Annotated in this window: 9 protein-coding genes; 5 read left to right on the top strand and 4 right to left on the bottom strand. The window is 43.1% G+C overall.

Features of this window, described 5'->3' with window-relative positions:
• The first annotated feature begins 79 nt into the window (after positions 1-79).
• The gene (locus ACH3Z1_RS11420; RefSeq protein WP_490822108.1) at positions 80-1,270 is read left to right on the top strand and encodes a pyridoxal phosphate-dependent aminotransferase; all 1,191 of its coding nucleotides are present in this window, start codon (positions 80-82) and stop codon (positions 1,268-1,270) included.
• A gap of 58 nt (positions 1,271-1,328) precedes the next feature.
• Here ACH3Z1_RS11420 and ACH3Z1_RS11415 read toward each other — a convergent pair whose 3' ends face one another.
• Both ACH3Z1_RS11415 and ACH3Z1_RS11410 read right to left on the bottom strand, forming a co-directional pair.
• On the bottom strand, positions 1,329-3,074 hold the full coding sequence (locus tag ACH3Z1_RS11415) for a M14 family metallopeptidase (protein ID WP_490822107.1): 1,746 nt from the start codon (positions 3,072-3,074) through the stop codon (positions 1,329-1,331).
• A 20-nt stretch (positions 3,075-3,094) separates the two neighbouring features.
• Entirely contained in the window at positions 3,095-4,726 is a 1,632-nt protein-coding gene (locus ACH3Z1_RS11410; protein ID WP_490822106.1) for a M14 family metallopeptidase, read from the bottom strand.
• Positions 4,727-4,836: 110 nt separating this feature from the next.
• Between ACH3Z1_RS11410 and ACH3Z1_RS11405 the strand changes: the two genes are divergently transcribed.
• Entirely contained in the window at positions 4,837-5,787 is a 951-nt protein-coding gene (locus tag ACH3Z1_RS11405; RefSeq protein ID WP_490822105.1) for a class I SAM-dependent methyltransferase, read from the top strand.
• Positions 5,788-5,943: 156 nt separating this feature from the next.
• On the top strand, positions 5,944-6,171 hold the full coding sequence (locus ACH3Z1_RS11400) for a hypothetical protein (protein ID WP_490822104.1): 228 nt from the start codon (positions 5,944-5,946) through the stop codon (positions 6,169-6,171).
• Between the two features lie 145 nt (positions 6,172-6,316).
• Here the strand turns inward: ACH3Z1_RS11400 and dnaK are convergent, their stop codons facing one another.
• Positions 6,317-8,227, bottom strand: coding sequence for a molecular chaperone DnaK (gene dnaK / locus ACH3Z1_RS11395; protein ID WP_490822103.1), 1,911 nt, complete (start codon positions 8,225-8,227; stop codon positions 6,317-6,319).
• A 201-nt stretch (positions 8,228-8,428) separates the two neighbouring features.
• On the opposite strand from dnaK, the gene ACH3Z1_RS11390 reads away from it, so the two are divergent.
• Positions 8,429-10,642 (top strand): right-handed parallel beta-helix repeat-containing protein, encoded by a 2,214-nt coding sequence (locus ACH3Z1_RS11390; protein ID WP_490822102.1) that lies wholly within the window; start codon positions 8,429-8,431, stop codon positions 10,640-10,642.
• Here ACH3Z1_RS11390 and ACH3Z1_RS11385 read toward each other — a convergent pair.
• Positions 10,639-11,136 (bottom strand): GtrA family protein, encoded by a 498-nt coding sequence (locus ACH3Z1_RS11385; protein WP_490822101.1) that lies wholly within the window; start codon positions 11,134-11,136, stop codon positions 10,639-10,641. The genes ACH3Z1_RS11390 and ACH3Z1_RS11385 overlap by 4 nt on opposite strands.
• Before the next feature lie 57 nt (positions 11,137-11,193).
• Between ACH3Z1_RS11385 and argS the strand changes: the two genes are divergently transcribed.
• Positions 11,194-13,005 (top strand): arginine--tRNA ligase, encoded by a 1,812-nt coding sequence (argS, locus tag ACH3Z1_RS11380; protein ID WP_490822100.1) that lies wholly within the window; start codon positions 11,194-11,196, stop codon positions 13,003-13,005.
• Positions 13,006-13,056 lie beyond the last annotated feature (51 nt).

Below are 13,056 nucleotides of genomic sequence, written 5' to 3'. Positions count from 1 at the left end.
AACTTACACCTGTTTGCTTGTTTTTTACGAACTTTCCGCTCGCAAAATTCAAGTAACCAATTTATTTAATGTAAGAGCAATGCAATTATCCTCGCTTCTCAACCGTTTCAATGAGCCCGAAACACTGAAAATGGCCAAACTGGGCCGTGAATTAAGAGCCAAAGGTGTTGATGTCATCGACCTCAGTTTAGGTGAACCCGATTTCGACACACCCCAGCATATTAAAGATGCTGCCATTAAAGCCATCAACGATAACTGGAGCCACTATACACCCGTTCCAGGTTTTCTTGACCTCAGAGAAGCTGTTTGTACCAAACTGAAGCGCGATAATAACCTGGATTATGCTCCTGAAAATATTATTACTTCTACCGGCGCCAAACAGAGTCTGGCCAATGCCATTCTTGCACTGGTTGATGAAGGCGATGAAGTGGTAATACCTACTCCTTATTGGGTAACTTATTCAGAACTCGTAAAGATTGCACGCGGTAAAGTAGTAGAGATCAGAACAACTGTGGAGAATGGTTTTAAAACCACCGCTGCTGAACTGGAAGCAGCCATTACACCTAAAACAAAAGTGTTCATGTTTTCCTCACCCTGTAATCCATCGGGTGCAGTGTATAGCAAAGCAGAACTGGAAGCACTGGCTGCAGTGTTCAGAAAATATCCTGATATCACCATTCTCTCAGATGAAATTTATGAATACATCAATTTCGTTGGACAACATGAAAGCATTGCACAGTTTGCCGATCTGAAAGACCGTGTGGTGCTGATCAATGGACTGAGTAAAGGTTTTGCCATGACCGGATGGCGCCTGGGTTATATAGCAGCCAATGCCACTATTGCCAAAGCCTGTGAAAAATTACAGGGTCAGTTTACCAGTGGCACCTGCTCTATTACACAGAAAGCTGCCGTAGCTGCCTTAACAGGCGATTTACGTCCGTCGGAAGAAATGACCGAAGAGTTTACCAGAAGAAGAACAAGAACACTGGAGCTGGTAAAATCAATTCCAGGTTTCAAATGTTTTGAACCCGAAGGTGCGTTCTATGTGTTTCCGGATGTAAGTGCTTATTATGGTAAGTCTGACGGCACCAATACCATTGCCAATGCAGCAGATTTCAGCATGTACCTGTTGAATACAGCGCATGTATCTTCTGTAATGGGCGATGCTTTTGGTGAACCGAATTGTGTGCGTTTTTCTTTTGCCAACAGCATGGGCAATATCGAAAAAGCCTGGGGAAGAATTAAGGATGCGCTGGCGCAATTGAAATAAAAATCTGTGAATCTGTGGCTAAAGAAATTAAGCCACAGATTCACAGATTAATGTAAGATTATTTGGAGGCGGACACTGTTCCGCCTTTTTTACTGTCTACACTCACCGTGTATTTACCACCACCCTGTACAATCCATTTTACTGTTACAGAACCAAGACCGGGAATATTAGCTACTTCTATTGTAGCGGGATTCTGTTCCTGTTCCCTGCTCTGGTTGAGGTCGCGGTTTTCAACCTGTATGCCGGAAAGAATTTTTCCAGTAGTGGTCAGCGTAATATAATCAGGACGTTCGATTTTATTCTTGGTATCCTGGCTACTATGTGTTGGCATGAGACGGCTATTTGTAATAACAGCAGTTACTTCTTTCAGTCCGTCACCCAAATCTTTCTCACTGATCTCGTGTACATCGAGTTTGGGTGTATGGAAACAATGATAGATGCTGAATGCCATATTACGGTGTGCATCAGACTCGAGTAAGAATCCGGGATGCGCACGACCAAAGTTTTTCTTCATTCCACCCACTTCAATTTTACCATATTGCGGGTGATCGTATTCTGCCCAGGGCACAAATGCATCCTGGAACAATAAATAACGATCGAAGCTGAAACTTGCATTGTCAAATGGATCACGTGTAGCATCACGCATGTACATGAGGTAGGGTGTCCATAATTCATTGGAATACGTATAGATACCACGACCGGCATAAAACCAGTCTAACTCACCCCCATAAGCTGAATACAAATCTTTATACACCACCAGGTATTTATAACCCGGAATCAGTTCCTCTCCTTTTTTGGCAATGGCATCATATACGGCAATATCCTGTGCATTATAGGTACCAACGTCTTCCTGTCCGCCGGGACCGCGTAAGATCATACCACCCGCATTGTGGAATGATTGCGCAGCGGCGATGTTCGGATGTTTCATTACAAATTCCATCACAGCTCTGTTCTCCGGCAATGAGAAAGGATACTTGTAAGCACCATTCTGGATATAGTTGGGCTGCCATCCCCAACCCCAGTCGCGGTTCGGATCGTATTCAAAAGTGTAACCATCTTCATTCACACGACCATCGCCATCATTATCAATTCCTTCAATACCCAATAATTCATAATCACCTTTTTCATCGGGACCTACCTGAATCATATTGCGCGGGTCTTTGGGATCGAGTTTCCAACGTCCGTTTGGATTTTTGCGACGCATCATGGTAATATGACCGTCTTTATTGATGTCGTCGTAACTGTCTTCATTTACTTCTCCGTCTCCATCATTATCAACCGGTATTACACCAGAGCGGGGTGAACTACCCGTATTGGGTTTATGCATATAACTGTCGCGCGCATCGGGGTTGATGGTGGGCACGATATAAAACACTTTGTCTTCCAGTAATTCCTGAATGAATTTGGTATCACCAAAAGATTCTGTGAGGTACCATGCGGTATATAAGGCAAATTCAGCACCCTGTATTTCATTCGAGTGAATATTGCCATCGATATACATACCGGGTTTGGTATCGGCATTGCCTTTTTTGAAATCGGTGATGGTCAGACACCAGAGATCGCGACCCTCATAAGATTTTCCGATCGACTGTAATTTGGCGAGTTCGGGATATGCAGCGGCAATTTTTTTACAGATTTCACTGATGCCGGCATGATCATAATAACGATTCCAGGTAACGGTTACTTTCGGATTTACCGGAGAGCCCGCAGCTTTAAACACCTGGTTAGGCAATTGAGCCTGCACACAGATACCCGAACTGAGTACGAGTATGGTGGCGAATATTTTTGAAATAAACTTTTTCATGTTGAAATGATTTGTGATGATCAAAGATTAATCTCAATGGTTTTGGTACCTGCGGTTGGGCAACCTGCTTCTACAGTAAGTTTACCCGTGCCTTTTACCACCCAACTGAATGAGCTGGAACCATTGGCTTCGATACTATTCAGCAGTTGAATTTTCTTGCCTCCGATTACATCCTGTTTGGCCGCTGTTTGCAAAGCCACTTTTACTTTTTTCAGGAAATAACTTCTTTCACCCAGTTTGCTATGTGTAGCAAGACTACCCTTGTTCACCACTTCGAGGCTGATACGTGTTAACCCATTGGCCAGTTTCTCTGTCTTAAGGTTCACAATATCAATCTCTGCCTGGTAAGATGCGAGCTTCACGAGGAACTCCGTATTCTTTTTCACCACGGCATCAGCCATTTTATAGGGCGGATTATTCATTACGTAGGGGTCAATACCACCTACTTCTACTTTTTGTCCGGGAAAGTCAGGATGCTGAATGGCTTTCCATTCTGTGAATGTGTTGGTGATACCTTGTTGAGTAGCCCAGCGCAGGTAATTGGCTGCAGGGTCTTCCACCGTAAATGCTTTTTCTTTTTTTGCCGTATCTGGTTTTGCTTTAGGCACCCACCAGCCCGGTGTGCTGAAGCTATAGCGACCGAAATGGAAATAGCCCCATGACAATACATCACCACCTGCTGCATTGGTGCGGGGTGCATCTTTACTGCCGGTTACTTTATTGTACATATCACTCACCATACCGTTTACTCTGGCATCGGGTTCAAGCAAACCTGCTACAATACGTTGTGCCGCTGCTGCCGGGTTATAGGCAATCGGTGTGGAGAGATTATTATTGGTACCAAAACTTACCACTGCATATACATTGAATGCATCATAAAGAAAATCGAGCATGGCCCTGGTTTCTTTTTCGCTGGCGGGAAATTCACCGGCACCTGCTGCAAATGTTTTATGGTTGTAGGTCAGGTTCTTATTAAATGCTATTCCACCTTCTCCATCTTCATTGAAAGAGCCGTCTTTATCATTATCGATACCTTCAGTGAGTAATTTATATTTACCTTTCTCTCCTTTGGCCATATCTGCTTTCATCAGCACGCGTGCATCATCGGGATGCAGTTTATAGTCACCTGTTACCGATTCCACACGCAGGAAAGTAATTTTGCCATTCCCATCAAGGTCATCCCATCCGTCTTCATTCTGTTTGCCATCACGGTCATCATCTGTAGCAGTTGCGTTGCCCGTTCTTTCCGAGCGTGTTTTACTGAAATACTGTTCCATAGCATCGGGGCTCATATTCGGAAACACATAATAAGTGGTTCTGTTGAGTAAGGCACGGATGCTGTCGCTGGCTGATCCTTTCAATAATTGTTCAGCAAAACCGATGGCCATTTCGGTGCCCAGCAAATGATTGCCTTCTACTCCCCCTATTACGGCAATGGCAGGTTTGGTTTCTGTTTTACCTGTACCAATGGTCAGCAGCCAAATATCTTTTCCGCCATTGGTTTTAGTTAAAGATTTAAGGGTGGTGAGTTGCGGATAGGCTTTGGTCAATGCATTGAGTCTGTTAGCCTGTTCTGCCGCATTACTGTAGTCCTGGGCGCTTACGGAGGCTGCTACCCAACACAGCAGTGTTGTGATCATGAGTTTTCGCATGCAGTTTGATTTTTGGGTCTTAAATATAAAGTAAACTGAGAGCTTTTACTGCTAATTTCTGTGAGTGGCTGAATCACGGCAAATAAGTGCTCACCCATTATCTTTGCCGCATGTCTGAAAGCCCAAAACTGGAAATGTTTCGCAACCGCTTATCGAAAGTGTACAAACACCGCCATAAGCAGGCCAGGAGAATGGGTATCACCTGTTACCGTGTGTATGATCATGATCTGCCTGAATTTCCTTTTGCCATTGAATTTTACGAGGACAAGATTTACCTGGCCGAATACCTCCGCAGACATGGCATGACCGATGAGGAACATGAAGCATGGCTCGATCAGTGTATTGCTGTGATTACGGAGATAACAGCAATAAAACCTGCTTCCATTTTTGTAAGACAGCGAAAAAGAATGTCGCACAGGGATGAGCAGTATGAAAAGATTGACAGTAAAAAAGAATTCTTTACCGTTGAAGAAAATGGGCTGAAATTTCTGGTGAACCTCGCTGATTATCTCGATACCGGTTTATTCCTCGATCATCGCATTACCCGTCAGATGGCCAAAGAAATAGCTGTCGGTAAAAGGGTTTTGAATTTGTTTTGTTATACTGGATCATTCTCTGTGTATACGGCTGCAGGCGGCGCCGCTTCTGTTACTTCTGTAGACTTATCAAAAACCTATCTCAACTGGGCAGAAGATCATATGGTGATCAACCGGTTTAAGGATAAAGACAAATACTTTTTTGTACATGCCGATGTAAAACAATACCTGAAAACATTACCCCCCAACAGTTTCGATCTGGTCATCATGGACCCTCCCACGTTCAGCAACAGTAAACGCATGAAAGATTTTCTCGACATCCAGCGCGACCATGTGGAACTGATTAATGATGTATTGGCTGCCATGACCACTGGCGGTACACTTTTCTTCAGCACCAACTATACAAAATTCATACTCGACACCGAACAGATAAAAGCCACCGATATTAAAGACATCACCAAAGCCACTACTCCATTTGATTTTGAAGGGAAATTAAAACGCTGGTGTTATCGCATTACCAAATAAGGTATCGCAAAATGCGATACCTTATTGCTAAAGCTGAAGTGTACTCTACTTAGTCAGACAAATAGTATTAGGTAATTATACGGAGTATTATTACTTGTTTTCTGCAGGACGCTTTTTCTTTTGCTGGCAATAAATAATTTTGAAAAAATAAATACCATGAACACCGCTGCACGTTTTAAACCCTATCGCGAAGCCCGTGTTTTTTCTGATAGCGAATTATTATTCATGGAAATTCAGGCCTGTATTTTATTCACAGCTTCATCGCGGTCCTGGTGGAAACGGTTAAGCGCAAGTGAAAAGTACCGGATTTTGTATGCAGAAAAAGAGAACAGTTCTTTCGTAAAAGATTTCACTACCAATAGTACACTTGTGCAGGAAGTATAAAATTTCAACAACTCGTCAAGGCTAAGACTTGAGTAATATATACTGTACGGGAATAAGATCGTTGGTAAAATAGTTTTCTCATTTACAGGTATATAAAAAGGCCCCGGTTTTTTAATCGGGGCCTTGACAATGTATGAGGTCTTTATTATTTCACTTCTTCAAACTGCGCATCTTCAACGGTATCGTTTTTAGCTGATCCATTGGGCTGCTCTGCTCCCGGCTGTGCTTCTGCACCGGGTTGTGCACCTGCTTCCTGTTGTGCCTTATAAATTTCTTCACTGGCCGCTGTCCATGCAGTGTTCATTTCAGTCATTGCAGCATCTACTGCAGCAATGTCCTGGTTTTTATGCGCTTCTTTCAGCTTGGTCAATGCAGCTTCAATAGGTGCTTTTTTATCTGCCGGAATTTTATCGCCAAACTCTTTGAATTGTTTCTCTGTCTGGAAGATTAAACTATCAGCCTGATTCAGCTTCTCTACTTTTTCACGCGCTTCTTTATCGGTGGCTTCATTGGCTTTGGCTTCGGCTTTCATTTTTTCAATTTCTTCCTTACTTAAACCACTGCCCGCTTCAATACGAATCTTCTGTTCTTTACCGGTTCCTTTGTCTTTTGCACTTACATGCAACAGGCCATTTGCATCGATATCAAAAGTTACTTCGATCTGCGGTACGCCTCTTGGAGCTGGTGGAATACCATCGAGGTTAAAGATACCCAGGCTCTTATTCTGGCTGGCCATCGGACGCTCACCCTGTAATACATGAATCTGTACACCGGGTTGGTTATCGCTGGCGGTTGAGAATACTTCTGTTTTTTTGGTAGGAATAGTGGTATTCGAAGGAATCATGGTAGTCATTACACTTCCCATGGTTTCGATACCCAGACCCAGTGGAGTTACGTCGAGTAACAATACATCTTTTACTTCACCGGTTAATACCGCACCCTGGATGGCAGCACCTACGGCTACTACTTCATCGGGGTTTACACCGCGATTGGGTTTCTTACCAAAAAATTTCTCTACAATCTCCTGCACTTTAGGAATACGGGTAGAACCACCCACCAGGATCACTTCATCAATCTGTGATGTGTTGTAACCGGCATCTTTCAATGCAGCTTCACAGGGTTTTAAACAACGTACAAATAAATTATCGGCCAATGCTTCAAATTTTGCACGTGTTAATTTCAGTACCAGGTGTTTAGGCACACCATCTACTGCTGTGATATAGGGCAGGTTTATTTCTGTTTCTGCAGAAGAACTCAGTTCAATCTTTGCTTTTTCAGCCGCTTCTTTCAAACGCTGTAAAGCCATTGGGTCTTTACGCAGATCGATGGCTTCCTGGCTCTTGAATTCATCTGCCAGCCAGTCCATGATTACTTTATCAAAATCATCACCACCCAGGTGGGTATCACCATTGGTTGATTTTACTTCAAATACACCATCACCCAGTTCGAGGATAGAGATGTCGAATGTACCACCACCCAGATCGAATACAGCGATTTTCTGGTCGGCATGTTTTTTATCCAGACCATAAGCCAGTGCAGCGGCAGTAGGTTCGTTTACAATACGACGAACATTCAGACCAGCAATTTCACCCGCTTCTTTGGTTGCCTGGCGTTGAGCATCATTAAAATAGGCCGGAACGGTAATAACAGCTTCTGTTACTTCCTGTCCGAGGTAATCTTCCGCCGTTTTCTTCATTTTCTGAAGAATCATGGCTGAAATTTCCTGTGGCGTATATAAACGATCATCAATGGCAACACGTACAGTATTGTTATCGCCTTTGGCCACTTTATAGCTCCAATGGCTGATTTCTTCGGTTACTTCGTCGTGACGACGGCCCATAAAACGCTTTACACTCGTAATGGTGTTTTGTGGGTTGGTAATGGCCTGGCGTTTGGCAGGATCTCCTACCTTACGCTCCCCGTTTTTCAGGAATGCCACTACGGAAGGGGTGGTTCTGCGTCCCTCATCATTTGCAATCACTACCGGCTCGTTACCTTCCATAACGGCCACACAGCTATTTGTTGTTCCAAGGTCAATGCCTATTATCTTGCCCATAACTATTGATTTCAGGTTAATAATCGGCTTACAACTGTCAATCATTATGCCATCTGACCCTGAAATGAAAAATTGTCATACCCACCGGTAAAACGCTGTATATCTTACGGAAAGGCCTCCAAATCAATGCGTTTATGACAGTTGGTCTATGTAAAATCTGCCATTTGGCATCCCATATAACAGAATATCTTAGTTTTAAGCATGGAGTTAAAATGTCTGATTACAGGGGTATTGTCAGGTCTTATCTTATCCGTTTCGGCGCAGGATCTACCCGTGGTTTCTCCTGTTCAGGGTATGAAGATTATTTCATCTACCCGTATTCAACCCGGATTATACCCCCTCAATACGCTTTCAACGACAGCCCTGATTGAAATTGCGGGTGAAAACATTACGGTTGACATGAAAGAGGTGGTTCTGCAGGGCTCCAATGACAAAACCCGTCCGGATGAGTTTTATGGAGTGGCTATTCATGTGCAGCCTGGTTCAAAAAATATCACCATCCGCAATGCCAATATCCATGGCTACAAAATAGCCATACTGGCAGACAGTGTAGACAGGCTGACCATTGAAAATTGTGATCTTAGTTACAATTATCGACAGGAACTAAAAAGCAACCGTGACAGGGAAGACATCAGCGACTGGATGAGTTACCATAAAAATGAAAACCAGGAATGGAAAAGATATGGTGCCGGTATCTATCTCAACAAATGCAGTAATGCCGTCGTTGTAAATAATACTGTTACCAGTGGTCAGTGCGGACTCATGATGACGGGTTGTGAAAAAGCTGTTGTTCACGATAATAATTTCTCTTTCAATTCAGGTATTGGTATTGGATTATACCGAAGCAGTTTTAATACTTTTTACCATAACAGGGTTGACTGGAATGTGCGTGGATATAGTCATGGCAAATACAAACGTGGGCAAGACAGTGCAGGATTCCTGGTATTTGAACAGTGTACCGAAAATGTTTTTGCTTTCAACAGTGCTACGCATAGTGGCGATGGATTTTTTCTCTGGGCCGGCCAGCATACCATGGATACGGGTGAAGGTGGCTGCAATGATAATTTCATCTATGGCAATGATTTCTCCTATGCCCCCACCAATGGTGTTGAAGTAACATTCAGCAGAAACCTGGTGATGAAAAATGTGATCCGCGACTGCGATCATGGTATCTGGGGGGGGTATAGTTTTGGCAGTGATTTTACCGACAACGATTTTGCTTTTAACCGTATTGGAATTGCCATTGAACACGGGCAGAATAATAATATTGCGATCAACCGTTTTCTCTATGATAAAACGGCCATCAAATTATGGTCGCGTTCCACACAGCCTGCCGACTGGAAATACGCGCAGTTAAGAGATACAAGAAGTATGAATTACTGGATTGCTGCCAACCAGTTTACTGCAACAGAAACCATTTATGATATTATGGGAACTGATACAGTGGCTTTTAGTGGTAACCAGAAAATGGCGTATACCGTTAACCTGAAATTAGGCGAAAGAACCAGTGATATTGATACTTCCCGTGAAGACGATCCACTCGACATGGACTATGTACCCGATGAAAGGCTCAAAAAAGCCCCTGTCAGCAAAAGACCTGATCCGCTATATCCGAAGGGAAAAGAAAATATTCGTATCACCCAATGGGGACCTTATAATTTTCAATACCCTTTATTATGGCTGAAAAATATTGACAGTACAGGTGTATATCATTTTGAAGTACTCGGAAAAACCGGCAGATGGACCGTTAAAGATTTAAATGGTTTTGAATTGCTTGAAAAAGGGAATGATAGTTTTCCTTCGATGCTGTTAGCTAAGCCAGTAGGTAATACCTCCGCTAAACATATTCGTTTGCAGTATGATGGTCCTTCTTATAGGAATGTGTTTGGAAAAGAAGAAAGCAGTGGTTCCTTATTTGAATATGCGCAATTCGCCTTGTTGCAAAAATGGACCACACGCTGGTTTAAATGGGATGAAAAAACCGATCCGCTGACAGCTACTGATGCTTTCATGGACCTGTTGAAATCTACACCCGTTCATTCAGACACCTTTTCAAAACTTGACTTTACCTGGTGGGGAAGCATTGGCAAAAACTTACCTGCAGATTCTTTTGCCACTGATGCGGTTACCTCTATTGAAACAGAAAAAGGTTTCTATGATTTAGCTGTTACTGCCGATGATTTTGTTAAAGTATATGTAGACGGAAAACTGGTGATAGATGGATGGGATCCCAAATACACTGCATACGATGAATATACCCATCACAGGGCTGTCATTGAACTTACCAAAGGCATGCACGAAATCAGGGTAATACATGCAGAAAAATCGGGTATTGCTACGCTTATGTTTTACCTCAAACCTGTTAAAGACAATACTCAACAACCCGTTTACCAAACGCGGCTCATCAACAATTAATGAGTGGGTGCTTTGAACGTAAAATTCTTCTGGGTAAAATAACTGAATGCCACCACAAAGAAGGTAGTGACGATTTTGGAGAAGGTAGGATACCAGCCAAACACTTCCACAAAGAGTTTCAGGAACCCATAATTCAAACAAAAGCAACCCAGTACCACCAGAAAATATTTACTGAGCTGTTTTCTTTTGGCGACAGATGTTTCCTGAAAAACCACATAGCGGCTCAGGTAAAAACCGGTTGGAAATGTTACCACAAATGCCGCCAGGAAAGCCGCAATATGTGCGCTGATGGCAATGAATGGCAGGTGCAGTGTTTCTTTCTGAAAAATATAGTTATAGGATATAAAGAACAGGAAGATATCCAGACTGGTATTAAATCCGCCGCAGGCTGCATAGCGGTAGGTTTGCAGGGGCATGATCTTTTTGAAAACCGGATAAAAAAGATCCACAACACTCAATATAAAGCCCCTGATATGTTCGTGTAAGTTTCGCATGAACCCGGCGAAGGTAGGGCTTAATTAATTACTTTTGCCGCCGTAACCATTATGAATATGAGTGTTGTAGACCAGATTAAAGCGGCAGCATCGGCAACGATCAAAACATTATACCAGGTTGATATGCACCCCCATGAGGTATTGGTAAATGCTACCAAACCTGAATTTGAGGGCGACTATACCGTTGTATTATTTGCACTGGTAAAACAATTAAAAAAATCGCCGGATGCGCTGGGAGAAGAAATGGGCAAAGCATTGCTGAAAGCCAACCCTTCCCTGTTCAGCGGTTATAATATCATCAAGGGCTTTCTGAACTTATCGGTAACCGATGCTTACTGGCTGCAGTTTCTGGATCAGTCTTTTGCAGATACCCGATTTGGTTTTCACCAGCCCCGCGCAGAAAGAGTAATGGTAGAATACTCTTCTCCCAATACCAACAAACCGCTTCACCTCGGACATTTACGGAATAATTTTCTGGGATGGAGCATTGCTGAAATATTGAAAGCTACAGGTAACGATGTGGTTAAAACCTGTATCGTAAACGACCGTGGTGTTCATATCTGTAAAAGTATGATTGCCTGGCAACGTTTTGCCAATGGAGCAACACCTGCCAGCACCGGAACAAAAGGCGATCATTTTGTGGGCGACTATTATGTAAAATTCAATGATGCCTATAAAAAGGAAATGCAGGAACTGGTAGCAGGTGGCATGTCTGAAGAACAGGCAGAAAAAGAAGCCCCCATTATGAAAGCCACCCAGCAGATGCTGATCGACTGGGAAGCTGGTAAACCCGAAGTAATGGAACTCTGGCGTACCATGAATGGCTGGGTGTATGAAGGGTTTAATGCCACCTATGAACGCATTGGCAGCAATTTTGATAAAACTTATTACGAAAGCAATACTTATTTACTGGGAAAAGACCTGGTTGAAACAGGCTTACAAAAAGGCGTTTTCTACCAGAAAGAAGACGGCAGTGTTTGGATTGACCTCACCGCCGATGGTCTTGATGAAAAACTGGTGAGAAGAAAAGACGGCACTTCCGTTTACATCACACAGGATATTGGTCTGGCCGAACAGAAACAAAAAGAATTCAATGCCAGCCAGAGCATTTATGTGGTGGGCGATGAACAGAATTACCATTTTAAAGTATTGAAACTGATCTGTCAGAAACTCCAACTACCTTCCGCTGATGGAATTTATCACCTTAGTTATGGCATGGTGGAACTGCCTTCCGGTAAAATGAAAAGCCGGGAAGGTACGGTGGTGGACGCTGATGATCTGGTGGAGGAAATGGTAAATATTGCCAGACAGAAAACAGAGGAGCTTGGTAAGGTTAAAGATTTTACACCTGATGAACTCATCGAATTGTATGACACGATTGGACTGGGTGCTTTGAAGTTTTTCCTCTTAAGGGTTGACCCTAAAAAGAAAATGATTTTCAACCCGGAAGAAAGTATCGATTTCCACGGGTTTACAGGTCCATTTATACAGTACACGCATGCAAGGATCAGGAGTATCCTTAGAAAAGCAGCGGGCAATGTTGAATCGTCAACGGTCAATGGGAAAATAAATTCCCCATTGACCATTCACCATTCACCTGTCCTTCCCCTGGAAAAATCATTGCTCCTCACCCTCGAACAGTTTCCGGTTGTTTTACAGGAAGCGGCGGCTGAGCATGACCCTTCTAAAGTGGCTATCTATGTGTTTAACCTGGCGAAAACATTCAATTCATTTTATACGGAACATTCTATTGCGAATGCCGAGACCGAAGAAAAAAAACAGCTTCGTTTACAGTTATCGCAGTTAACAGCCCAGGCTTTAAAGAATGGTATGTCGGTTTTGGGCATCAGGGTACCGGAGCGGATGTAAACAAAAAATCTTCTGTAAGGCTTTGTATAGATTTCCCGAATTACTGTACAT

It is taken from the genome of Sediminibacterium sp. FW305-C-49 (assembly GCF_058231085.1).
Note: the sequence above shows the minus strand (reverse complement) of the source record. Positions and strands in the feature narration are given on the sequence as shown.

Bases quoted from the DNA above. Each gene is read 5' to 3' on its own strand.
- ACH3Z1_RS11420 (WP_490822108.1), top strand. From the start codon at position 80: ATGCAATTATCCTCGCTTCTCAACCGTTTCAATGAGCCCGAAACACTG.
- ACH3Z1_RS11415 (WP_490822107.1), bottom strand. From the start codon at position 3,074: ATGAAAAAGTTTATTTCAAAAATATTCGCCACCATACTCGTACTCAGT.
- ACH3Z1_RS11410 (WP_490822106.1), bottom strand. From the start codon at position 4,726: ATGCGAAAACTCATGATCACAACACTGCTGTGTTGGGTAGCAGCCTCC.
- ACH3Z1_RS11405 (WP_490822105.1), top strand. From the start codon at position 4,837: ATGTCTGAAAGCCCAAAACTGGAAATGTTTCGCAACCGCTTATCGAAA.
- ACH3Z1_RS11400 (WP_490822104.1), top strand. From the start codon at position 5,944: ATGAACACCGCTGCACGTTTTAAACCCTATCGCGAAGCCCGTGTTTTT.
- dnaK (WP_490822103.1), bottom strand. From the start codon at position 8,227: ATGGGCAAGATAATAGGCATTGACCTTGGAACAACAAATAGCTGTGTG.
- ACH3Z1_RS11390 (WP_490822102.1), top strand. From the start codon at position 8,429: ATGGAGTTAAAATGTCTGATTACAGGGGTATTGTCAGGTCTTATCTTA.
- ACH3Z1_RS11385 (WP_490822101.1), bottom strand. From the start codon at position 11,136: ATGCGAAACTTACACGAACATATCAGGGGCTTTATATTGAGTGTTGTG.
- argS (WP_490822100.1), top strand. From the start codon at position 11,194: ATGAGTGTTGTAGACCAGATTAAAGCGGCAGCATCGGCAACGATCAAA.